This is a genomic window from Ruegeria sp. THAF57 (assembly GCF_903914075.1).
In the GTDB taxonomy this organism is placed as follows: domain Bacteria; phylum Pseudomonadota; class Alphaproteobacteria; order Rhodobacterales; family Rhodobacteraceae; genus Ruegeria.
The window spans coordinates 322149-344027 of record NZ_CAIWNQ010000002.1; the positions used below are offsets into that span (position 1 = coordinate 322149).

The 21879-nt window shown below is 58.8% G+C and carries 22 protein-coding genes; 14 read left to right on the forward strand and 8 right to left on the reverse strand.

Features of this window, described 5'->3' with window-relative positions; genetic code table 11:
* Positions 1-12 precede the first annotated feature (12 nt).
* From lspA to RUESEDTHA_RS05610, 4 genes are all read right to left on the reverse strand, one after another.
* Positions 13-483, reverse strand: a complete 471-nt coding sequence (lspA, locus tag RUESEDTHA_RS05595; protein ID WP_180885135.1) for a signal peptidase II — start codon at positions 481-483, stop codon at positions 13-15.
* Entirely contained in the window at positions 483-2072 is a 1590-nt protein-coding gene (purH, locus tag RUESEDTHA_RS05600) for a bifunctional phosphoribosylaminoimidazolecarboxamide formyltransferase/IMP cyclohydrolase (RefSeq protein WP_180885137.1), read from the reverse strand. Before purH ends, lspA begins: the two co-directional genes overlap by 1 nt.
* Positions 2073-2094: 22 nt before the next feature.
* Positions 2095-3834 (reverse strand): heparinase II/III family protein, encoded by a 1740-nt coding sequence (locus RUESEDTHA_RS05605; protein WP_180885139.1) that lies wholly within the window; start codon positions 3832-3834, stop codon positions 2095-2097.
* Positions 3835-3924: 90 nt separating this feature from the next.
* Positions 3925-5181: an RsmB/NOP family class I SAM-dependent RNA methyltransferase gene (locus RUESEDTHA_RS05610; protein WP_180885141.1), complete on the reverse strand. Its 1257-nt coding sequence runs from the start codon at positions 5179-5181 to the stop codon at positions 3925-3927.
* 88 nt (positions 5182-5269) lie between these two features.
* Between RUESEDTHA_RS05610 and RUESEDTHA_RS05615 the strand changes: the two genes are divergently transcribed.
* Positions 5270-5452 (forward strand): DUF1674 domain-containing protein, encoded by a 183-nt coding sequence (locus RUESEDTHA_RS05615; RefSeq protein WP_180885926.1) that lies wholly within the window; start codon positions 5270-5272, stop codon positions 5450-5452.
* Positions 5453-5456: 4 nt separating this feature from the next.
* Here RUESEDTHA_RS05615 and RUESEDTHA_RS05620 read toward each other — a convergent pair whose 3' ends face one another.
* Positions 5457-6311 carry a LysR family transcriptional regulator gene (locus RUESEDTHA_RS05620; RefSeq protein WP_180885143.1) on the reverse strand — a complete coding sequence of 285 codons (855 nt, stop codon included), beginning with the start codon at positions 6309-6311 and terminating at the stop codon, positions 5457-5459.
* 98 nt (positions 6312-6409) lie between these two features.
* On the opposite strand from RUESEDTHA_RS05620, the gene RUESEDTHA_RS05625 reads away from it, so the two are divergent.
* From RUESEDTHA_RS05625 to RUESEDTHA_RS05635, 3 genes are all read left to right on the forward strand, one after another.
* Entirely contained in the window at positions 6410-7546 is a 1137-nt protein-coding gene (locus RUESEDTHA_RS05625) for a TauD/TfdA family dioxygenase (RefSeq protein ID WP_180885145.1), read from the forward strand.
* The gene (locus RUESEDTHA_RS05630; RefSeq protein WP_180885147.1) at positions 7543-8133 is read left to right on the forward strand and encodes an HD domain-containing protein; all 591 of its coding nucleotides are present in this window, start codon (positions 7543-7545) and stop codon (positions 8131-8133) included. The genes RUESEDTHA_RS05625 and RUESEDTHA_RS05630 overlap by 4 nt, the downstream gene beginning before the upstream one ends.
* Positions 8134-8268: 135 nt before the next feature.
* The gene (locus tag RUESEDTHA_RS05635; RefSeq protein WP_180885149.1) at positions 8269-8637 is read left to right on the forward strand and encodes a hypothetical protein; all 369 of its coding nucleotides are present in this window, start codon (positions 8269-8271) and stop codon (positions 8635-8637) included.
* A gap of 3 nt (positions 8638-8640) precedes the next feature.
* On the opposite strand, the gene dapB is transcribed toward RUESEDTHA_RS05635, so the two are convergent.
* Positions 8641-9450: a 4-hydroxy-tetrahydrodipicolinate reductase gene (dapB, locus tag RUESEDTHA_RS05640; protein WP_180885151.1), complete on the reverse strand. Its 810-nt coding sequence runs from the start codon at positions 9448-9450 to the stop codon at positions 8641-8643.
* Positions 9451-9540: 90 nt separating this feature from the next.
* Here dapB and rbfA point away from each other — a divergent pair, with 90 nt between their 5' ends.
* The 9 genes from rbfA to RUESEDTHA_RS05685 all read left to right on the forward strand — a co-directional run bounded on the left by rbfA (position 9541) and on the right by RUESEDTHA_RS05685 (position 16756).
* Complete coding sequence (rbfA, locus tag RUESEDTHA_RS05645) at positions 9541-9936, forward strand: 30S ribosome-binding factor RbfA (protein WP_170379347.1); 396 nt, start codon at positions 9541-9543, stop codon at positions 9934-9936.
* On the forward strand, positions 9933-10670 hold the full coding sequence (locus RUESEDTHA_RS05650) for a phosphodiester glycosidase family protein (protein ID WP_180885153.1): 738 nt from the start codon (positions 9933-9935) through the stop codon (positions 10668-10670). The genes rbfA and RUESEDTHA_RS05650 overlap by 4 nt, the downstream gene beginning before the upstream one ends.
* Before the next feature lie 60 nt (positions 10671-10730).
* Entirely contained in the window at positions 10731-11636 is a 906-nt protein-coding gene (truB, locus tag RUESEDTHA_RS05655; protein ID WP_180885155.1) for a tRNA pseudouridine(55) synthase TruB, read from the forward strand.
* 20 nt (positions 11637-11656) lie between these two features.
* Positions 11657-12160 (forward strand): DUF1643 domain-containing protein, encoded by a 504-nt coding sequence (locus RUESEDTHA_RS05660; protein WP_180885157.1) that lies wholly within the window; start codon positions 11657-11659, stop codon positions 12158-12160.
* A gap of 94 nt (positions 12161-12254) precedes the next feature.
* Entirely contained in the window at positions 12255-13250 is a 996-nt protein-coding gene (locus tag RUESEDTHA_RS05665) for a calcium-binding protein (protein ID WP_180885159.1), read from the forward strand.
* Between the two features lie 146 nt (positions 13251-13396).
* Complete coding sequence (gene rpsO, locus RUESEDTHA_RS05670) at positions 13397-13666, forward strand: 30S ribosomal protein S15 (protein WP_171122921.1); 270 nt, start codon at positions 13397-13399, stop codon at positions 13664-13666.
* Positions 13667-13999: 333 nt separating this feature from the next.
* Entirely contained in the window at positions 14000-14629 is a 630-nt protein-coding gene (locus RUESEDTHA_RS05675; RefSeq protein ID WP_180885161.1) for an outer membrane protein, read from the forward strand.
* 111 nt (positions 14630-14740) lie between these two features.
* Positions 14741-15397 carry a sulfotransferase family protein gene (locus RUESEDTHA_RS05680; protein WP_180885163.1) on the forward strand — a complete coding sequence of 219 codons (657 nt, stop codon included), beginning with the start codon at positions 14741-14743 and terminating at the stop codon, positions 15395-15397.
* A 225-nt stretch (positions 15398-15622) separates the two neighbouring features.
* Entirely contained in the window at positions 15623-16756 is a 1134-nt protein-coding gene (locus RUESEDTHA_RS05685; protein ID WP_180885164.1) for a Hint domain-containing protein, read from the forward strand.
* 114 nt (positions 16757-16870) lie between these two features.
* Here the strand turns inward: RUESEDTHA_RS05685 and RUESEDTHA_RS05690 are convergent, their stop codons facing one another.
* Complete coding sequence (locus RUESEDTHA_RS05690; protein WP_180885166.1) at positions 16871-18472, reverse strand: BCCT family transporter; 1602 nt, start codon at positions 18470-18472, stop codon at positions 16871-16873.
* A 421-nt stretch (positions 18473-18893) separates the two neighbouring features.
* On the opposite strand from RUESEDTHA_RS05690, the gene pnp reads away from it, so the two are divergent.
* Positions 18894-21041, forward strand: a complete 2148-nt coding sequence (pnp, locus tag RUESEDTHA_RS05695; RefSeq protein WP_171240353.1) for a polyribonucleotide nucleotidyltransferase — start codon at positions 18894-18896, stop codon at positions 21039-21041.
* A gap of 56 nt (positions 21042-21097) precedes the next feature.
* Here pnp and RUESEDTHA_RS05700 read toward each other — a convergent pair whose 3' ends face one another.
* A complete protein-coding gene (locus tag RUESEDTHA_RS05700; RefSeq protein WP_180885168.1) occupies positions 21098-21733 on the reverse strand; it encodes a DUF1326 domain-containing protein in 636 nt (211 codons plus the stop codon).
* Positions 21734-21879 lie beyond the last annotated feature (146 nt).

The window sequence follows — 21879 nt, forward strand, 5'->3', positions numbered from 1 at the left end:
TCCCCGGGCGCGTCACGAGGCCTTTTTTCCGTCAAACAACACAAGTCCGATGGCACCGGCAAAGATGAACACGTCGGCAAGGTTGAAAACAAACGGGTTGTTGATGCCGCAGCAGGACATGTTCAGAAAATCCAGCACATAGCCATACAGCACTCGGTCCAAAACATTCGCCAACGCCCCGCCGATCAGTAGCCCGCCGCAAAACTGCATCAGTTTCGACGGTGTGGACCGCAGCAACCAGATCAGCACACCCAGCGAAATTGCCAGCGAAATCCCGATCAGCACCCAGCGCGCCGCATCGGTGTCGCCCTGAAACAGGCCGAAATTGATGCCTCGATTCTCACCGTATTTGAACACCAGCAGGGGCGGCAGAACGTCGATACTGCCCTCGGCCACGCGCATGACGTGAACGACCAGATATTTACTGATCTGGTCGATCAGAAATGCCGCAAGCGCGGCCCAGAGCAGAAGACGATACCGCATCAGTGACGGAAGTGACGCATGCCGGTAAAGACCATGGCAAGGCCCGCCTCATCCGCGGCCGCGATCACGTCATCATCGCGCATCGAGCCACCGGGCTGGATCACACAGGTCGCGCCAGCCTCTGCCGCCTCCATCAGACCGTCAGGGAAGGGGAAAAACGCGTCCGACGCCACGGCCGAGCCGATGGTCAGCGGTTGCGCCAACCCCAGCACGCCGGCCATGCGCTCGGCTTTCTTGGCGGCGATCAGCGCCGAATCCACACGGCTCATCTGGCCTGCGCCTACGCCCACGGTCGCGCCGTCCTTGACGTAGACGATAGCGTTGGACTTGACGTGTTTCGCCACTTTCCACGCAAACAGAAGATCGCGCATCTGTTCATCAGACGGGGCCTTTTTGGTCACGACCTTCAGATCATCCATGCCGACAAAGCCGTTATCCTTGTCCTGCACCAGAAGACCACCAGCCACTTGCCGCACGGTCTTGCCGCCTGCGGTCACGTCGGGCAACCCCTCGGTTGTCAGCAGGCGCAGGTTCTTCTTAGCAGCAAAGATCGCCTTGGCCTCATCCGAGGCACCGGGGGCGATCACGACCTCGGTAAAGATGCCCGTGATTTCCTGCGCGGTTTCCGCGTCGAGCGGCTGATTCAACGCAACGATCCCGCCAAAGGCCGAGGTACGGTCACAGTCGAACGCAGCCTTATAGGCGTCGATCAGCGTGGCACCCGTCGCCACACCGCAGGGATTGGCGTGTTTGATAATGGCACATGCAGCACCTTGGGTCGGGTCAAACTCAGCTACCAGTTCAAACGCCGCATCAGTGTCGTTGATGTTGTTATAGCTCAGTTCTTTACCCTGATGCTGCACGGCCGTCGCCACACCGGGACGGTTGGTGCCATCGGTGTAGAACGCCGCTTGCTGATGGCTGTTCTCACCATAGCGCAGGGTCTGTTTCAGCTCACCCGCAAAAGCACGACGGCGCGGAGCCTTGGCAGCCAGCGCATCGGCCATCCAGTTCGACACGGCCGTGTCGTAAGCCGCAGTCCGGGCATACGCCGTCTGCGCCAATGTCTGACGGAACGCATAGGATGTCTGACCGTCATTGGCCGCCAGCTCTGCCAGCAGCGCGTCGTAGTCTTCGACATCAACCACGACGTTGACAAAAGCGTGGTTCTTCGATGCAGCACGGATCATCGCGGGGCCACCAATGTCGATATTCTCAACACATTCGTCATAGCCCGCACCTTTGGCGACGGTCGCCTCGAACGGATAGAGGTTCACGACCAACAGGTCGATCGCGCCAATGCCGTGTTCGTCCATCGCAGCAACATGGGTGTCATTGTCGCGTAGGGCCAGCAAGCCGCCATGCACCATCGGGTGCAGGGTTTTAACGCGGCCATCCATCATTTCGGGGAAACCCGTTACGTCGCTGACATCCTTGACCTCAAGCCCGGCCTCCCGCAGCGCCTTGGCCGTGCCGCCGGTCGACAACAGTTCGACCCCGCGCTCGGCCAGTGCCTTACCCAAGTCTATCAATCCGGTCTTGTCGGAAACGGAAAGCAACGCGCGGCGCACGGGGTGAAGATCGGTCATGGGTCCAAAGGTCCTTTTGGCGTCAGTCGAAATCGGGCTCGTCCCGGTGCATGTCGCGCACGGCATAGGCTGTATCCTGAGCCTTGCTCAACGTCCACCGGATGCGCGTCGCATACTCCATTGCGCGGCCAGATAGAACGATCTGTTTTGTCGCGCGTGGCTTCAAGCGCCCTTTCTCCAGGTAAACGCTTGGTTCAACTGACAATTTTGCCACGCCATCATGACGGAATACCCAGATCTCACCACTTTTTAGCGCCATGGATACCGCCGCACCGCCCAGATCAATGGCTGCATCCACATCCGGGTGCAGGTGAAACCTTACGTCGAACTCGATACCTTTGAGGTTCGACGCATCCAGCGCCTTGTCGAACTGCCGCTTGGCCTTGTCGGTCGCTGTCAGCAAAATATCCTCACCGGTCAGCTCGCGACCGTCAAAGCGCAGCTCGAAGGTTCTGGCATGGGTCAGACCGAACACCTTGGCGTATCCGTCGTGGCCGATCATGAAACGCGCGCCCTCGATGGCGTCCTCGAACTCTGTCGGCACGTCCTTGGGGGCGTCGACCAGCGCCTCTTTCTCGGTGCCGGGAACGGGCTCGGTCAGGCGCGCGCTGGAATAACCATCCAGACACAGGGTTGAATGCGATGGCGTCGCCCGCCCGGCCCGGCGCCACTCAAGCCCGAAACTCTCGCCCGAGCCGCAATTCACGATCAACGGTCGCCGACCAGACGTAAGCTCAAACGCCAGTGTCGAGGCATGCGCATTATAAGACGCCGTCCCTTTGGGCGGGGCGCTTGCATCCACGATGACGCTGGTGCGCGCTGCGTATAGCCGGGCATATCCCATCGCCAGCCCGCTTGCGTGCTGGGGCCGAACACCGCTTTGCGCCAAGGCCTGATCCAGCCGCCCTTCAAGGCCGCGACCACCCCCATGAAACCGGGCCAGCGCACCGTCCGAATGGCGCAGGTTGCGCAGGGTCGGCGCAATACGCTTGATCGCGTCTGCCTGCGCCCCGGGTGTACCACGCCCCAGATCACTGAGCGCCGCCGACGTCCAGGTCAGCAGGGTAAACACCTCAAGCAACTCTTCGGGATTGCGCGTTGGGATGCCGCCCTGCGTGTCGATCTGTTTTTCGCACTCTCTCGCCAAAGCCCGCAGCGCCGGGTCCGCCATCTGCTCGAGCCCTTGCAACGCCAAGCCTGCCTGCACCAACCCGGCCAAAGCCTCAAACCTTGGCAAACCGGGTGTCGCGGCCTGCCATCGTTTGGACAGGAACCAGGATTGCTGTGCCAAAGCCCGAAAAAACGCCTTGGACTGTTCGTCATCCGTGCCGCGCAACAGAAACGCCGAATGGTTGATCCACCGTATCACCCGGCGTCCGGTCAGGTCCGGCGCCCAGCCTGGACCCTGCCCACGACCATGTGCGTCGATCCAGCCCCACACCCAGCGCTGCGCCTTTTCACGGGCGCGCATGTCTCCGACGGCGGCTAGATCATCCAGCCACGCAAACCCGTGGCGTTCATTGTCAAAACCAGTACTGGGCGCAGTCACGTCCCACAGGCCGGTATCCTGCGCTTCGACCAGAAAGCCCGCGAACAACAGGTTACCAGCAACCAACTGACGACCCCGCGCGAACGAGCCCACGGTGCGCGGCTCGGGATCAGCCGCGAACCCTGCAACCGCCTTGCGACGCTGACTGAGCCGCGCATAAAGACGGTTCTGAAACCGCGTCCACCGATTGGCCATGGTATCTGAGTTCGACATGCCGCTCGTTACTCTGCCTCTTGCGCTCTGATGGCGCCTGAGACCCAACGATAGACCGCGACGCCCGTCAAGTCACCGAAAAGCGTCGCCTTATTCCGTTTTGTTCAGACAGGCGATGTAGAACCCGTCCATTCCACCGCGATCCGCCCAGTAATCGGGCCGCAGACGCAGGCCTCCCTCTTCCGTGATCCAGCCTTTTTCGACCCCGGCCACCATGACGGCCCCGCGATCGACCTGCATGTCGGGATACTGGGGCAGCGCCTCTTCGATCTGAACCTCACCTTCATCGGGCAGCAGCGAACAAGTGCAATAAACCAGCCGTCCGCCCGGTTTCAGCAAGGTCCAGGCGTGCGCCAACATCTGAGCCTGAAGATCAATCAACCCGCCAAATTCCGATCCGTCCTTTGCAAAGGGCAAATCAGGGTGCCGACGAATGGTTCCCGTGGCGGAACATGGCGCGTCCAGTAGAATCGCGTCGTACTGGCCCTGATGCTCCAACGCATCCCCGGCGATGACTGTGGCCTTCAACCCGGTCCGCACAAGGTTTTCTCGCACACGCTCAAGCCGCGACTCCGAGATGTCCAGCGCTGTGACTTCGGCCCCTTCTGCCGCCAACTGCAAGGTCTTCCCGCCCGGTGCTGCGCACAGATCCAGTATTTTCTCACCTGGCTTGGGTGCCAGTATTCGAACCGGCAGCGCCGCTGCCGCATCCTGCACCCACCAGTCTCCGCGATCATATCCTGGCAGCGCCGAGACCTGACCCGCATCACGCACCCGAAGCGACCCGGTCGGCAATGCCTCACCCGGACCCTCGGTGTCGGGTTTGGTAGAAATATCCAGCGGAGCGCCGTCGAAATGCGCCTTTTCCATGCCTGTTACTGCCTCGGCATCCCATGCCATGACAAGCGGATCGCGCAACCATTCGGGCAGGCGCGGCACCCGCATCTTGGGCCACGCGTCCGGCCCTTCGGCGGCCACTTTGCGCAAAACCGCATTCACCAACCCCTTGAGGCGGCCATGCTTTCGCGAGCGGCCCACAATTTCGACCATGGAATTGACGACACCATGCGCCGCCTCACCGTGGCACAGCTCAACCGCGCCAAGACGCAGGGCGTTATGAACCGTCAGTGCAGGCGTCCGATTCAGGTGGTTGTCCAGCAGTCGGTCGACGCGCTCCAATCCGCGCAGTGTTTCCAGCGTCAGCCGTTGCGCCCGAGCGCGGTCCTCGGGGCCCAACCTGTCCAATGCGCCGGCGGCCAGACATTCGGACAACAGTCGCCCTTCTCCCAGAATCTGATCCAGCAGATAGATCGCGCTGCGCCGTGCTGCCGTTGCGGTGTCGGACATGGAATCGCCTTTCGGTACGCTGCGCCTGCATTGCCAAGCGGGGACGTGGGCGTATATCAAGCCCAAGCACGGAAAGGAACCCGATGTCATGAGCGATGATTCCAAAGACCTACCACCAGCCGCCCAGCGCGCTTTGGCCGAGGCCGAAGAGCGCCGCCGCATGGCCGAGGAGAAGGCAAAAGAGAGGCCAAAGGAACTGGGTGGACGCGACGGCCCCGACCCGGCGCGTTATGGCGATTGGGAAAAGAAAGGCATCGCAATCGACTTCTGATTACCTAGTCGCGCAACGCCTGCAGGAAATCCATGATCAAAGCACGTTGCTTTTTCGACTTTGCCTGTTCTTCGGGCCATGTCAGCCAATACCCATCCTTCGTTTCCAGTTCAGGCAAGCCCATCCTGTGCAAGCGATCCTCGCGCAGGTGTGCGTCAGCCAACGGCACCGACCCCAACACAACACCCAATCCCTGACACGCCGCCGTCAGCGCGTGTTCCATTGAATCAAAGCTGACTTTCGAAGGGGGCACGTCCTCGTGTCCGGTCTTGCTTGCCCAATCGCTCCAACCCGGTCGCTCACCACGCAGGTTGATCAGCGGAGCCCCCCACGCGACGCCCGGTGCAGCCATCGGAACCAGCACCTCGGGCGCGATCAGTTCTGCGTCGCGGCCGGGCCATGCCCCGCGCCCGTATCGGATCTGCAACCAAGTAGGTTCCTCACCCAAGGACGACCGTCGCGCGACAGAGTCGGTCATGACCCGCACTTTGGGTCGAAGCGCTTGAAACCGGACCAGGCTCGGCAGCACCAGCGCGTGGATGTTCGACGACAACCCTGCGACGCGCAATTCACGGGGGGCTTTGCCAAACAGGTCTTCGGTATTCCGCTCTAACGCCTGCAGGCTGTCCTGTACCAGCGGCAGATAGCTTTCGCCTTCAACCGTCAGCGACACGCCGCGTGCCTCACGCACGAACAATGTCCGCCCCAGCCACGCCTCAAGGTTTCCGATCCGCTGACTGACCGCCGCTTGCGTTAAACCGAATTCTCGTGCAGCTGCCGAAAACCCGCCCAAACGCCCTGCGGCCTCGAACACGCGCAGCCAATCCAGTGGCGGTAATCCGACTTTCTTTTTAGACATAAGTTTTTCCAGCCCTCAGTCGTAATAAGGTTTAATTGTGTTTATGTCACTGGACGCATATCTCCTCAAGCGTAGCCCGCGCTAATCAGGAGGCCCTTATGCTGCGTACCGCCACTCATGATGCGTCCGTTGTGACAGTAGAGTTTGACACAGGCACTCAGGCCCGATTCCATGCGATATGGCTGCGCGACAATGCGCTGGACCCAGAGACACGCGCACCCGGCAATGGCCAGCGTCTGATAACAATCGGCGATATCCCCGCCGATGTTTCCGTCGAGTCCGCAAGCGTAAAAAACGGCGACCTGCACATCACTTTTCAGCCCGAAAACAAAAGCGTGACCTTTCCCGCCAACTGGTTGGCCGAGCACATCTATGACTGCGATCGACCGCTTCTCGCAGGTTGGACAGCCCCGGGCATAACGACGTGGCAAAGTGGTTTGGACGCCCCCAGCGCAGATTGGGGTGAGGTTCACGCCAATCCAACCGCCAAGCGCGACTGGCTGGCCGCCATTGCGGAATTCGGCTTTGCCAAGCTGACGAACGGCCCGTGCGAGCCGGAATCCCTGCTGAAGGTCGCAGATCTGTTCGGCTATGTACGCGAGACCAACTATGGCCCCTATTTCGAGGTTCGAACCGAGGTGAATCCGACCAACCTCGCCTTTACCGGGCTGGGTTTGCAGGCCCATACCGACAACCCTTATCGCGACCCGGTGCCAACCCTGCAAATCCTCTATAGCCTTGAAAACAGTGCCGAAGGCGGGGACTCGATCGTGGTGGACGGCTTCCGCGCTGCCGAAAAACTGCGGGATCAAAACCCCGACGGCTTTGCCCTGTTGTCAGGTTACCCGGCCCGGTTCGAATTTAAGGGGTCTGACGGCGTTTGTCTGCGCGCGCGCCGCCCAATGATCGAACTGTCCCCGGACGGAGAGCTGATCGGCATCCGGTTCAACAACCGCTCCTCTGCGCCTTTCATGGATATCCCGTTTGACCACATGGAAGCGTATTACACCGCCTATCGCCAACTGGCCGAGATCATTGATAACCCGGCGATGGGTGTGTCCTTCAAGCTGGAACCGGGCGAGAGTTTCATCGTCGACAACACCCGTGTCCTGCACGCGCGGCTGGGCTATTCCGGTTCCGGTTCGCGTTGGCTACAGGGGTGTTACGCTGACAAGGACGGCTTGCTGTCGACGCTGGCGGCGATGGAAATGGCGCAATCGGAGGCAGCGGAATGAAACCTGATTATTCGACCCTGAGCCGTGACAACATCGTGGCCTTCATCGGCGACATCTTCGACCGCCGCGGCGGTGAGGAATATCTGGGCGAACCCGTCACCATGGCCGAGCACATGCTGCAAGGGGCCACCATCGCCGAACGGAACGGGATGCCCGAAGCGATCATCGTGGGTGCCCTGCTGCATGACATCGGCCATTTCACCTCGGAATTCGGGACGTATCACCCGGATGACACCGAGGACCGCCATCACGAAGACGCCGGTGCGGACGTGCTGGAGCAGTTCTTCCCGTCCGTCATCACCGATTGCTGCCGCTATCATGTGGCCGCCAAGCGGTATCTCTGCGCCACAAAGCCCGAGTATTTCAACCGGCTGTCCGCCGCCTCGGTCCACACGCTGGAACTGCAAGGCGGCCCGATGAGCGCCGAGGAAGTGACCGCGTTCGAGGCCAACCCGAACCTGGCTGAGATCATTCAGGTGCGATATCTCGATGAGGCCGGAAAGCGCGCGGATATGGAGACCCCTGACTTTGCCCATTTCGCCCCGATGGTGCAACGGATGGTGGATCGCCATCTGGGCGAGAATTGAAAACCGGCTATGCCCTGTCACTTAGGCAACAAACATCTGCGATGCTTGGCACCGCAGGCCTGAACTCTGCACACGGTTCGGTTGCATTCCTCGACCGCAGGAGGCAGTCTTACAGCCATTGAACCGGAGACAGATTTGATAGCAACGCTATTTCTCATACTCGGCTGCTTCGCCCTCTTGGGTCTATCCCTTCTTGCCGCCATGATTCTTGTCACGCGGGTCTTCCCGATATTCAACTTCAAGGATGAGTTCGTGGCGTTCTGGATCAGAACACATGGCCGTCCACCCTCGCGCCGACGGCTAATTCTGAACGCATACGGCGCGGGCAATTACTTTTTCATGGCCGAGAAGTGTTGGGATCAGCACAGACCCAACGCGATACGTCTTGTGCCCAACCGCGGTTTGGCCCTGAGCTTCGCCCTGGGGGTCGCCTCTTGGATAACGGCGATCCTGTTCTGGATCGCAGTCTTTGTTGCTTACAGCTATCTGACATTGCTGTTTTAGCCCCTACAGCCCCAGCACATCCACCATGTCATACTGACCCGGTGTCTTGCCCTGCCCCCACAGCGCCGCCTTCAACGCGCCGCGGGCAAAGATCGCGCGGTCGGTGGCCAGATGGCGCAGGACGATGCGCTCGCCCGGCGCGGCGAACAGGACGTCGTGTTCGCCGACGATGTCGCCTCCGCGAATGGCGTGGAAGCCGATATCTCCGCGTTTACGCGCGCCGGTGATACCATCGCGGCCCCGATCCGACACATCCGACAGATTGACCCCGCGCCCTTCGGCGGCGGCCTCACCCAGCATCAAGGCCGTGCCCGAGGGCGCATCGACCTTGTGGTGGTGATGGCCTTCGATGACTTCGATGTCGAAATCCTCATCCAGCGCGGCGGCAACCTTTTTGGTCAGTTGCACCAGCAGATTGACCCCAAGGCTCATATTCCCCGCCCGCACGATCACCGCATGGCGCGCGGTAGGTTCCAATGCCGCGATCTGCTCATCCGTCATGCCGGTGGTGCCGATCACATGCACACAGCGCGCCTGCGCGGCCAGCGCGGCAAACTCCAGCGTTGCCTCGGGCGCGGTGAAGTCGATCACGGCCTGCGCCTGTGCGAACGCCTCCAGCGGGTCGTCTGTCACGGTCACGCCCAACGCCTGCCCGCCCATCGCGGTGCCGACGTCCTGACCGATCCAGTCATGGCCCGCACGTTCGACCACGCCGACAAGACGGGCCTGATCGCTGTCCGTCACGGTCTTGATCAGCATCTGCCCCATACGGCCCGAAGCCCCTGTGATGACGATCCCCGGAATATGGGTCATTGCTTTCTTCCCCTAATGTAGTCGGCTCAAAGCCTCCTACCCGGTTCGCGCCCGCTTGGCAAAGGCCGGATTAGGGCTTAGATCGTCGGTATGGCAAAGAACAAATTCCACGATGGCCCCGGCCCGTCCCAACGGCAACTGCGTGTCGGCGAACTGATCCGCCGCACCCTGTCCGAGGTTCTGGCGCGCGGAGATGTCCACGACCCCGACCTGAACCGCATGTCGATCACCGTGGGTGAGGTCCGCACCTCGCCCGATCTGAAGATCGCCACCGCCTATGTGCTGCCATTGGGCGGCAAGGGCCAAGAAGACGTGATCGACTTGCTGGCCCGCAATAAGGGTGAACTGCGGCGCATGATCGGCAAGAAGCTGAATCTGAAATTCTCGCCCGATCTGCGGTTCCGTCTGGATGACACGTTCGACCGTCTGGACGACACCCGCCGCATGTTCGAACAGGACGCGGTGCGCCGCGATCTGGACGAGTGATCCGCGCGCTGGTCACATTGGGCGCGGTCCTTTGGGCCGCTCAGGCCGGTGCGGTGAGTTGCGAGAAAGTCACCCACGACGCCAAGCGTTATACAGTTTGCGAGGTGGACGCCGCCAACCAGGATCTGCGTCTCTTTCTGAACGACGACAATGGCGATCTGTTGGGTCATTTTTCCTCGGTGAATGACGCGCTGGCCGATGACGGCAAGCGACTGGCCTTTGCGATGAACGCCGGGATGTATCACGACGACCGCTCGCCCGTGGGCCACTATGTCGAGAACGGTCAGGAACAGATGCGCGTCATCGCCAACCCCGGCCCCGGCAATTTCGGCCTGCTGCCCAACGGTGTGTTCTGCATCCGCGAGGGCCGCGCAGACGTGTTCGAGACTTTGGAGTTCGTTGATCAATCTCCTGATTGTCAGTTTGCAACCCAGTCCGGCCCAATGCTTGTGATTGATGGAGCGTTGCACCCACGCTTTTTGCCCGACTCGACCTCGGTTTTCGTGCGCAACGGTGTCGGCACCAGCGCCGACGGCACGCGGGCCGTGTTTGTGATCTCGGACGACTATGTCACCTTTCACGAATTCGGCAGCCTGTTTCGGGATGTATTGGAAACCCCGAATGCGCTGTTCTTCGACGGAAATATTTCACGGATGTACGAACGGGCCAGCAATCGGTCGGACGTTGGTTTTTCGCTCGGGCCGATCGTGGGCGTGGTCGAGGACGCACCCTGAAATTGACAGGGCTTTTGTGATCCGCTAACTCGCGCGCCTTAGCAAGATTCAAGGTAAGACATGGGACGCAAACGCAAGGGCCGCGACATTTCCGGTTGGCTGGTGGTGGACAAGCCCGCGGGCATGACCTCGACCGCTGTGGTGAACAAGGTGCGTTGGGCGATGGATGCCAAGAAGGCGGGCCATGCGGGTACGCTGGACCCCGAAGCAACCGGCGTTCTGGCCGTGGCTTTGGGTGAGGCGACCAAGACCGTTCCCTACATCACCGATGCTTTGAAGGCCTACACCTTCACCGTGCGTTTGGGTCAGGCGACCAACACCGACGATGCCGAAGGCGAAGTGATTGCGCAAAGCGATGCGCGCCCTTCGGATGACGAGATCAAACGGGCACTCGCCCCGTTTTTGGGCGATATCATGCAGGTGCCGCCCAAGTTCTCGGCCGTGAAGATCGACGGGCAACGCGCCTATAAACTGGCCCGCGACGGCGAAGAGGTCGAGCTGTCCGCCCGCCCCCTCTGGATCGAAGAACTGATCCTCGTCGGCCGCCCTGATGAGGACCATGTCGTGCTGGAGATGACCTGCGGCAAAGGCGGCTATGTCCGCTCGATCGCGCGGGATCTGGGGGAGGCGTTGGGCTGCCACGGCCACGTCAAGGAACTCCGCCGTATCTGGTCCGGCCCGTTTGAGGCCGAGGATGGCCTGTCCATCGACCAGATCGACGAGATGGCCAAGACCGAAGCGCTGGACGAGTATCTGCACCCGCTAGAAACCGGCCTCGCCGACCTGCCCGAGCTGAAATGCACCCCCGAGGGTGCCACACGCCTGCGCAACGGCAATCCGGGCATGGTGCTGGCCTCGGACGTGGAATACGGCGATGAGGCCTGGGCGTCTTTGGATGGCAAAGCCGTAGCGGTCGGCATCTACAAATCGGGTGAATTGCACCCCAGCCGGGTGTTCGTCACCTGAACACCGTGCTAGGCGGGGGCATGATTACCCGAACGCATATCAAGGGCGATGCGCCCTCAACCGCCGTCTATTCCAATTGCGAAAACTACCGTTATAGCCTGACCCGCGTGTGGGATGCGGACGGGCGTAAAGCGTTGTTCGTGATGCTGAACCCATCCACCGCGACCGAGGTACAGAACGACCCCACGGTTGAACGCTGCGAACGCCGCGCGCGGGCGCTGGGGTTCGGGGCGTTTCAGGTCACGAACATCTTTGCATGGCGCGACACCGACCCCCGCAAGATGCGCGCCGCCGCCGATCCTGTCGGGCCTGCGAATGACGCAGCCATTTTGGACGGAGTGCAATGGGCCGATCAGGTCATCGCTGCTTGGGGCGCTCACGGTGCCCATCTTGATCGCGGCCCGGCGGTCGAAACCCTGCTGCGCGGCACCGGGCAGCCGCTGTTCCATCTGGGGCTGACCAAGGACGGCCACCCCAAGCATCCGCTCTATATCGCCTATACCCAACAGCCCGAACCATGGTGATCAAGGATTAACCACAAGACCAACTCGGCTTTGACCAACCACATGGCAACATGAGACAAATTCCCTTGATGCAGCACGTTTGCGGAGGGATGTCATGTTTCTTTTCGGATTGCTGGGCCTCGCCGCAGTTGGTGGCGCAGCCTATGCGATTAGTGATGTTTTTGAGGCCGACGTAGACCTTGAAGACCAGAAAACCGTCGAGGATGAGCCGCAGGAGGTTTCAGAAGGCAACCTGTTGGATGTTGACGAAACCGGAGACATCCCTGCTGAACCCTCGACAGGGACAGTGATATCCGAATTTCAGGGCGATTTGATTGTTGCAGGGTCAGAGGGTCCAAACATCCTGACCGGGCAGGATGGCGACGACCAGATCAATGGCTACGGTAGCAACGATACTGTTGCAGGCGGGGAAGGTAACGACACTCTGCACGGCGGCGAAGGTGAAGACCTCCTTCTTGGCAAAGATGGCAATGATGTCCTGCACGGTGAAGCTGGGGACGACCAATTAACCGGTGGCGAGGGGGACGATGCCCTGTTTGGGCATGTCGGCGACGACATTCTGGACGGCGGCACGGGTGGGGATGAGCTATATGGCGGGCAAGACGACGACACCCTGATCGGCGGCGCAGGTGAAGATGCCCTGCATGGCGGCTACGGCGATGATCATCTGGACGGTGGCGAGGGACAGGATATCCTGTTCGGGGGCGATGGCGACGACGTCTTGATGGGTTCAGACGGTACGGTGGATTTCCTGAACGGAGGTGACGGAAATGACACCATTCTGGCTGATGGCCAGGATATCGTAACCGGCGGTGACGGCAGCGACGATATCATTATCATTCCGGAACAGGAGGATCAGGCGGTCACCGTCATGGATTTCCAGCCGGGACAGGACAAGTTGCTGATCTCATGGGAGGGTGAGGAAGACCCCGACATTCAGATCGAACCAGATACCGAGGACGCGACCCTGACCGATGTCTCGATCAACGGCCAGCACGTCGCGCAGTTGCTGCACGCCGACGGGCTGACCGCCGATGATATCCAACTGATCTCCGAAGGAGATCTGGAGCAACTGGCGGCGACGGGTTAAGCCGCACAGAATCCCTTTGCCATTTATCCCAATTCCGCTTATACGCGCGCATCCGTTCCGGAATCGGTGCGGTTTTCTCCATGGGCCTGCGCTGGACGACATCCCGGCCTGCGCCATCAACTTTAACCTTTTACAAGGAGACCCCGATGTCGATTACTGCCGCTGAAAAAGCACGCGTCATGAAAGAATTCGCAACCAAGGACGGCGACACCGGTTCGCCTGAAGTACAGGTTGCAATCCTGACCTCGCGCATCAACACCCTGACCGAGCACTTCAAGACCCACAAAAAAGACAACCACGGTCGTCGCGGTCTGCTGAAAATGGTCGCCCAGCGCCGCAAGCTGCTGGACTACCTGAAGGGCAAGGAAGAAGCGCGTTACCAGGACCTGATCCAGAAACTGGGCATCCGCCGCTAAACACCAAACGGTGTTTTCGGGTTCGAAACCCCGGATTTTTGACTTTAACGCCCACCAAACGGTGGGCGTTTTTGTTTGGCCCATAGACAAGTTCAGGCTGCGATTCGATAGCCGGAATCGAATTGGGACACCTGCCAAAACCTCGGAATTCCTAAAGCCGCACCGCAGGACCGCTGATCGCGAGCCGATGTCTTGTTTTTTGGCACCAACACCCGCCTAAAATCTTAACGTTTTCTACATTTTCTTTTCCACTCCGGGCGGCTGCCCTATGATTCCCCTCAACCCTGACACAAGTCATCATGTAATTTGCGTAATTGTTTAAGGAGAGTTTGGATGAGGAAGTTTGCCCTCTTGTCCCTGATCCCACTGGTGCAAGCCGTTCCTGACGTGGCCCATGCGGATAGCACGTCTGCCGCAAGCGCGTTTGAGGGTGTCTATGCGGGGCTTGAAATTGGCGCAGCCGCAGCAGACGGAACAACGGATTTTCCAGTTCTGTCCGGCGGCACAAGAAATGCCTCGTTCGATCCCGACAACGGCCGCAGCTTTGGTGCGCTGTTTGGCTATAACATGCAGCGCGGCGATATGATCTATGGCGCTGAAGTCCGGTATTCGAACCTGTCTCATGTCGTCGAAAAGGGCGACCCCGAAACGCGGGAAGTGATGGATTTCGCCGACCTTCGTGGCCGGGTCGGGTACGTGAACGGCGATTTCATGTTCTACGGCGCTTTGGGCTGGTCATGGTCCAGACTGCGGGTCCACCCAAGTGCGCAATTTGACCGGGAAAGCCAGACGACGCTGGACGGCTTCAACATCGGCTTGGGAGTGGAGTACAACTTCAACGACCGCTGGTTTGCCGGCGCAGACTACACCTATCGCGATGTGAGCGGCGATTTTGACGACGCACCAAACGACTCGGACTTTGACCTGAGCACCATCACGGCACGTGTCGCCTATCGATTCTAACGCACAAAAAACGTCCGGCAGGTCCATAATCCTGACGACCCGAAACAGGCCGATGCCGACAACTCGGCTCGGCCTGGCAAGTTCGTACAGCCGCGCCCCAAGGGAAAACCGATGCCCATTTTTCCGAACATCAAGGTGATCTTCGTCCACATCCCCAAGTCCGGCGGATCAACTGTGACTACGGTTCTGAAACGGGACCGCTTTTTTGGGCGGCAAGTCAATCCCCGCGACCCGCGCGATAAAAATATCGACTATATCTCTCAGTACTTTGACCTGTTGGGCACGGACGCCAATGACTATTATAAGTTCAGCTTTGTGCGCAATCCATGGGACCGCTTTGTTTCGGGGTATCATTACGTGTGTCAAAGACGGCCCGAAATCACCGAGGTAACTGAACATGGGTCCTTCAAAGAATTCGCGCAGGCCCTTTCTCAAGATCCCGAAAAATTTCTGCAAATCCGCTATTTTCAACCGCAATATCTATACCTGACCGACGCATCAGGAAACATGCCCCTGGACTTTGTCGGGCGATTCGAACGGTTTGATGACGATCTTCGCAAGGCGCTGAAACAGATTGGAATGCGGCGTCTCGTTATTCGGCACCGCAAACAGTCGAAGCGCACGGATTATCGGGATTACTATGACCAAGAAACCCGCGACATCGTTGGCCGCGTGTATGCCCAGGACATAGAGTTGTTCAATTATGCGTTCGAAGATGGGCGCCACCGTGAAAAAACGGGCTTATTTGGACGGCTCGGGCAGTCCTAACTACAATCCGTCGCGCAAACAGGGCGGGCATTGAACACGTCCGGCACGATCGCCCAAGGGTTTACCAAAAACACCGAAACTTAAGAGATTTTTCAAAAAGTCCTGCAAGGTAATTGTCGGAACACTCTTTTCGAACGCTCCGGGATGGGCCATTAGTCGGTTCGTCAAACAAGGGAACAAAGTATTTTGTTCTCGTCTAGATTCTCAGGACTGGTCGACCCTCAAATGGCAAATTTCAGCATCGCAAACGGTGACTCCGCCACGTTCACTGATACGTCCGCAGGTGACGGTTTCGTCATTGATTTTGACACACTGGACAACAGCTTCAGCATTCGGATCAACGATGTTGACCTGTTCATTGGCGGGCCAGCGGGCGCTGAGAATGAACTTCAATTCCAAATTGTCCAAACGGAAGGGCAGACTGTTCAGTTTGCCGATGGCGACCGGTACGAAATTGACACGCCCGCCGTCTGGCAGCTTGGCAATACCAACGGCGAACCCGTCGTCCGCCTAGAGGTGAACCCCGACGGCACCATCGAACTGTACGGTGTAAAAGAAGACAACGGTCCGCTGGTCCCGCTGCAATTGTTCAACGGGCTGACCGTCAACACGGACGCAATTGCGGCGGCCTGGAATGACAGCGGCGACAACACAATTGAGATTGACCAGTCGGAAACCGGCCCCACAAACGCGGCCGGCGAATTTATCGACGTCCTGTGTTTTGCAGCTGGAACACTCATTGAGACCCGCGAAGGACCAGTGGCGGTTGAAGACTTGAAAATCTCGGATCAGGTCCTGACTTATGACAACGGCTTTAAGCCAATTCGCTGGATCGGATCGCGCGCGTTGACCCAAGCTAATCTTGACGCCCAGCCAAGGCTCAGACCCATTGTAATCCGGGCGAATGCGCTGGGGGTTGGATACCCCAAGCGGGACCTGATCGTTTCACCCCAACACCGCGTTCTTGTTTCGTCGGCTGTCGCCTTGCGCATGTTCGAATGCAAAGACGTTCTGATCTCGGCGAAAAAACTGATTTCTCTGGACGGTGTGGAAACTCTGGAAACGGCACCGAATGGGGTTGAGTATTTCCACATCCTGTTCGATGCGCATGAAATCATCTGGTCCAACGGGGCACCGACCGAAAGCCTGTTTACCGGGCCCGAGGCTTTGAAATCCGTCCCCGAGGATTCCAGAAAAGAGATTCTGGAGCTGTTCCCCGAATGCTGCGAGCCGCAATTCCAGACACATTCCGCCCGATATATCCCGCAGAAGGGCAAACAGGTGCGAAAGCTGGTGGAACGGCACCGGGCCAATGACAAGCCCCTTATTGACGGCCTTGCGTCCTCGGATCAGCACTAGGCGCAACTGCCCCAATCGCGGCCCTCAAGTGCGGGTTATTTCTCATTGCGCAGTCTCTAACCAAAAAGAAACGCCCGCCAAATGACGGGCGTTTCAGATCTCATTCGAACGTTGTTACATCTTGGCTTTCTCTGACTTGAGCGCCAGCCAGAGGCAATAGCACATGATCAGAACAACCATCGTAAACGGAATACCGGTCGAGACCGCCGCACCCTGAAGGGCAACCAATCCGCCGCCCAGCAAGAGCGCGATTGCGACCAGCCCTTCCAGTGTGCACCAGAACACGCGCTGGATCACCGGAGCATCCATCTTGCCGCCCGCGGTGATCGTGTCGATCACCAGCGAACCGGAATCCGACGAGGTTACAAAGAACACCACGATCAGGATCAACGCGATCGGTGCGACGATACCATAAAGCGGAAGCTCTTTCAGGAAGCCAAACAGCGCGCCTTCGGGGGCATAGCTGTCGATCACGGTGGCGCGGACACCTTCCGCTCCGCCTGCGTTCAGCATGTCAATCGCGGCACCGCCGAAAGTTGACATCCACAGGGCGCAAACCGCTGTGGGTGCCAGCAACGCGCAGATAACGAACTCGCGCACTGTGCGGCCCTTCGAGATACGGGCGATGAACATGCCCACAAACGGCGACCATGCAATCCACCAGGCCCAGTAGAAGGTCGTCCAGCCGTGGAAATAGCTGGTATCTTCTCGCCCGAACGGGTTGGACAAGGCTGGTAAGTGAAGCACGTAATCTGTCATCACGTTGAAATACCGCGCAATGGCTGTTCCAACACCGGTGACGGCGATCACGAACAGGAACAGACCAACGGCCATGATCATGTTGATCTCACTCAGCCGTTTGACACCTGCATCCATGCCCAAAAGGACCGAGCCAAGCGCAATCATCGTGATACCGACGATCAGCAGCACAACAACCGTCGGACTGGGTTCGATACCGAACACCTCATAAAGGCCCGCAGCCACCTGCTGCGCCCCCAATCCAAGCGAGGTTGTCAGGCCGAACAACGTGGCGAAAACAGCCAGGGTATCAATGATATGACCCCACCAGCCCCATACGCGTTCGCCTAGGATCGGATAGAAAGCCGACCGCAAGGTCAGTGGCAAGCCAAGGTTGTAGCTGAAGATGGCCAGCGCAAGGCCTACGGCTGCGTAAACGGCCCAGCCCTCAAGCCCCCAATGGTGGATCGTACCGACGATACCGGCATATTCGTTGCCGGGCACCGCGATATCAATTCCCAGCGGAACTGCGTTTCCGTCCTCGGCAAAGTTGTAATAGACCGGTTCCATCACACCGAAGAACAACAAGCCGATCCCGATCCCGGCTGCGAACATCATCGCAATCCAGCCCGCATAGGAATAATCGGGTTTGGCGTCTTTGCCGCCGATCCGTACCTTGCCGACAGGCAAGACGATCAGCGCAAGGCAAAACAGTGTGATTGCATCCACGGAAAGAACAAGGAACCAATCGAACGTACTGGTCAGCCATGGCCGAAGCCATCCAAAGAACGTCGCTGCGGCCTCTTGATTGGCCAATGCGATCAGAACGAACGCAAATATGAGGATACTTGAGATCAGGAATACCGGGTTGTGGATGTCCAAACCGAAAGGTCGGACGTTATCCTGCCCAAGTTCGTATTCGGTTTCAAAGTCATAAATCCGGGGATCCGGATCCAGCATTTTCTTCGTCTGAGCCATTCGACTGCCCCTCTGTCCGCTAGGTGCAAACGCCAAGGTATTCGGCCGACTGACGGATATGAGTATTGTACCCCCTTGGCGCGTTTCCGTCTTTTCGACCGCGGGTTCAGTGGTAACAGCTTACACTGACATCATATTTTTGCAAAACGCATTCGAATTGCCGCATTTATTCAAACAAATTCGAACGAAAGCCTGGTCTGTTCGGGAACGTTGTTCCGATGGGTGGGATTGCCGTCAATTGCCCCACTATGCGGTTTCGCTTTCCTTTGGCTGCAATCTCATGTATGCGCGCGGGTATCTGAGACGTTGTGCCCTGACCCCGGCACTCGAACGGAAGATAAAATGGGGTCGGCGGCAATGGGGCCGCCATGCAAAACGGGAGACCCGGAGGGCCGGGAGCGCTCCCTTTTAGGATACGCAAATGTTTGATGTAACAAAGAAATCAATGCAGTGGGGCGAAGAGACGCTGACACTGGAAACTGGCAAGGTTGCCCGTCAAGCGGACGGCACCGTGATCGCCACGCTGGGCGAAACCAGCGTCATGGCGAACGTGACCTTTGCCAAGCAGCAAAAGCCCGGTCAGGACTTTTTCCCGCTGACCGTGCACTACCAAGAGAAATACTATGCCGCCGGTAAGGTTCCGGGTGGCTTCTTCAAGCGCGAGGCGCGCCCGACCGAGAAAGAGACGCTGACCGCGCGTCTGATCGACCGTCCGATCCGCCCGCTGTTCGTTGACGGCTTCAAAAACGAAGTTCTGGTCATGTGCACCGTGCTGAGCCACGATCTGGTCAACGATCCCGACATCGTAGCGATGATCGCGGCCTCGGCTGCTTTGACCATTTCCGGCGCGCCGTTCATGGGCCCGATCGCCGGTGCCCGTGTTGGTTTCGTGGATGGCGAATACGTCCTGAACCCGACCGTGGACGACATGCAGGACCTGCGCCTGAACCCCGAACAGCGTCTGGATCTGGTTGTGGCCGGCACCAAAGACGCCGTGATGATGGTGGAATCAGAAGCCTACGAACTGTCCGAGTCCGAAATGCTGGGCGCCGTGACCTTCGCGCACGAGCAAATTCAGCCGGTCATCGACCTGATCATCGCTCTGGCCGAAGACGCCGCGAAAGAGCCGTTCGAATTCGCAGCACCCGACTATGCGGACCTCTATGCCGCTGTTTCGGCAGCCGGTGAAGAGCAGATGCGCGCCGCGTTTGCAATCACCGACAAGCAAGAGCGGACCGCCGCTGTTGCCGCTGCCCGTGAAACGATCAAGGAAGCGCTGACCGAGGAACAGTTGGAAGACGCCAACCTCGGGTCCGCGATGAAAAAGCTGGAAGCTGGCATTCTGCGCGGTGACGTTGTCAAAGGCGGCAAGCGGATCGACGGTCGCTCGACGACCGACATCCGTTCGATCGTTGCAGAAACCTCCATGCTGCCGCGGACGCACGGGTCTGCCCTGTTCACCCGTGGTGAAACGCAGGCGCTGGCCGTGACCACGCTGGGCACCGGTGACGATGAACAATTCATCGACGCGCTGCATGGCAACTTCAAATCGAACTTCCTGCTGCACTACAACTTCCCCCCCTATTCGGTTGGCGAAGTTGGCCGCGTGGGTGGCCCCGGCCGTCGTGAGATCGGCCACGGCAAGCTGGCGTGGCGTGCGCTTCAGGCGGTTCTGCCTGCGGCGACCGACTTCCCTTACACGATCCGCATCGTGTCCGAGATCACCGAATCCAACGGCTCCAGCTCGATGGCATCGGTCTGCGGCGGTTCGCTGTCGATGATGGATGCGGGCGTTCCGCTGAAAGCGCCGGTTGCTGGTGTGGCCATGGGCCTGATCCTGGAAGATGACGGCAACTATGCCATCCTGTCGGACATTCTGGGTGACGAAGACCACCTGGGCGACATGGACTTCAAAGTGGCGGGTACCGAAAACGGCATCACCTCGCTGCAGATGGACATCAAGGTTGCGGGCATCACGCCCGAAATCATGGAGAAAGCCCTGGCACAGGCCAAGGACGGCCGGATGCACATTCTGGGCGAGATGGGCAAAGCCCTGTCCGAGACCAACGAGTTCTCGGTCCACGCTCCGCGCATCGAGACCATGAACATCCCAACCGACAAGATCCGCGAAGTGATCGGTTCGGGCGGGAAGGTCATCCGCGAAATCGTTGAGGTTTCGGGTGCCAAGGTCGACATCAACGACGACGGCGTCATCAAGATCGCCTCGCCGGATGGTGAATCGATCCAGAAGGCCTATGACATGATCTATTCGATCGTGGCCGAGCCGGAAGAAGGTCAGATCTACACTGGTAAAGTGGTCAAGATCGTCGACTTCGGTGCCTTCGTAAACTTCTTTGGCAAGCGCGACGGTCTGGTGCACGTGTCCCAGATCGAAAACCGCCGCCTGAACCATCCGTCGGATGTTCTGAAAGAAGGTCAGGAAGTAAAGGTCAAGCTGCTGGGCTTTGACGATCGCGGCAAGGTCCGCCTGTCGATGAAAGTCGTCGATCAGGAAACCGGCGAAGAGATCGTGCCTGAGAAGAAAGAAAAGAAAGAAGACGCCGAGTAATCGGGAACTCTTTTCTAAAATAGTGAAAGACCCCGGTTATGGCCGGGGTCTTTTGTTTAGTGGGCCACGCCGGACGGTCCATGTTTCATGATATGCCATTGTCCAAAGCTGTCGTTCAAATCCAATTTGATCGCCGCATTCGCCTTGGTCGATGCATTGCCAATTTCCGCCAGAGTGAATTCGATCCCACCGGGGATGTCGATCCGCACCCTGTGCTCTCCTCCCCCATGCGGGGCCTGAATCGGCCGTCCGGTCGAACTGAGCACATCGCCGATGGTAACACTGGCCGTGCGCCTCTCCATGTCCATCTCGAAATCAATTGGCAAATACAGCGTCTCGTGAACGGTTTTGCACATCGCCCGAAAGACGAACCAATGGGTCGCCATTTCTTCGGTCTCTTCACCGTGAAAGACCTTTTCCAGCGCCGCGCGCTGCGCATCCGAGGCGCTTGGATCGATGATAACCTGCATCTCACCGCCGCCTTCAAAAATCGGACCGGGCCACGCGTAAATCAACGCAGCCTTCGCCCCGACGAGGTCCGTGTCGCCGAAATGCCCCTTTGAAATTTCCAGAACTTCAAATCCACGGCAGTTCCCGTGTGTAGGCAATTCTTCGAACTGGCAAGGGCAGGCATAGCCGCAGTTGCAATTCCCGAAAGCCTCACCTTCGACATACCAATCTGTAAATGCCATCGTCTTCTCCTGTAATGCACAGTGTGAATGCTCGATGTTTGTATCCGTGTGCCTGTTGGTCAGCTCAATTGGCACACCCTATCACAAAAGGTCTAATTTACGAACCGAGGCGCACTTCCATTCTGAAAGCCGCACCCGCCAATTCG

What these genes read in the sequence shown, in the direction of transcription:
- RUESEDTHA_RS05660 (WP_180885157.1), top strand. Translation starts at nt 11,657, where the DNA reads ATGATTACCCGAACGCATATCAAGGGCGATGCGCCCTCAACCGCCGTC.
- RUESEDTHA_RS05680 (WP_180885163.1), top strand. Translation starts at nt 14,741, where the DNA reads ATGCCCATTTTTCCGAACATCAAGGTGATCTTCGTCCACATCCCCAAG.
- dapB (WP_180885151.1), bottom strand. Translation starts at nt 9,450, where the DNA reads ATGACCCATATTCCGGGGATCGTCATCACAGGGGCTTCGGGCCGTATG.
- RUESEDTHA_RS05615 (WP_180885926.1), top strand. Translation starts at nt 5,270, where the DNA reads ATGAGCGATGATTCCAAAGACCTACCACCAGCCGCCCAGCGCGCTTTG.
- RUESEDTHA_RS05610 (WP_180885141.1), bottom strand. Translation starts at nt 5,181, where the DNA reads ATGTCCGACACCGCAACGGCAGCACGGCGCAGCGCGATCTATCTGCTG.
- RUESEDTHA_RS05700 (WP_180885168.1), bottom strand. Translation starts at nt 21,733, where the DNA reads ATGGCATTTACAGATTGGTATGTCGAAGGTGAGGCTTTCGGGAATTGC.
- RUESEDTHA_RS05630 (WP_180885147.1), top strand. Translation starts at nt 7,543, where the DNA reads ATGAAACCTGATTATTCGACCCTGAGCCGTGACAACATCGTGGCCTTC.
- RUESEDTHA_RS05625 (WP_180885145.1), top strand. Translation starts at nt 6,410, where the DNA reads ATGCTGCGTACCGCCACTCATGATGCGTCCGTTGTGACAGTAGAGTTT.
- lspA (WP_180885135.1), bottom strand. Translation starts at nt 483, where the DNA reads ATGCGGTATCGTCTTCTGCTCTGGGCCGCGCTTGCGGCATTTCTGATC.
- purH (WP_180885137.1), bottom strand. Translation starts at nt 2,072, where the DNA reads ATGACCGATCTTCACCCCGTGCGCCGCGCGTTGCTTTCCGTTTCCGAC.
- RUESEDTHA_RS05620 (WP_180885143.1), bottom strand. Translation starts at nt 6,311, where the DNA reads ATGTCTAAAAAGAAAGTCGGATTACCGCCACTGGATTGGCTGCGCGTG.
- RUESEDTHA_RS05605 (WP_180885139.1), bottom strand. Translation starts at nt 3,834, where the DNA reads ATGTCGAACTCAGATACCATGGCCAATCGGTGGACGCGGTTTCAGAAC.
- truB (WP_180885155.1), top strand. Translation starts at nt 10,731, where the DNA reads ATGGGACGCAAACGCAAGGGCCGCGACATTTCCGGTTGGCTGGTGGTG.
- RUESEDTHA_RS05665 (WP_180885159.1), top strand. Translation starts at nt 12,255, where the DNA reads ATGTTTCTTTTCGGATTGCTGGGCCTCGCCGCAGTTGGTGGCGCAGCC.
- pnp (WP_171240353.1), top strand. Translation starts at nt 18,894, where the DNA reads ATGTTTGATGTAACAAAGAAATCAATGCAGTGGGGCGAAGAGACGCTG.
- RUESEDTHA_RS05675 (WP_180885161.1), top strand. Translation starts at nt 14,000, where the DNA reads ATGAGGAAGTTTGCCCTCTTGTCCCTGATCCCACTGGTGCAAGCCGTT.
- RUESEDTHA_RS05685 (WP_180885164.1), top strand. Translation starts at nt 15,623, where the DNA reads ATGGCAAATTTCAGCATCGCAAACGGTGACTCCGCCACGTTCACTGAT.
- rpsO (WP_171122921.1), top strand. Translation starts at nt 13,397, where the DNA reads ATGTCGATTACTGCCGCTGAAAAAGCACGCGTCATGAAAGAATTCGCA.
- RUESEDTHA_RS05690 (WP_180885166.1), bottom strand. Translation starts at nt 18,472, where the DNA reads ATGGCTCAGACGAAGAAAATGCTGGATCCGGATCCCCGGATTTATGAC.
- rbfA (WP_170379347.1), top strand. Translation starts at nt 9,541, where the DNA reads ATGGCAAAGAACAAATTCCACGATGGCCCCGGCCCGTCCCAACGGCAA.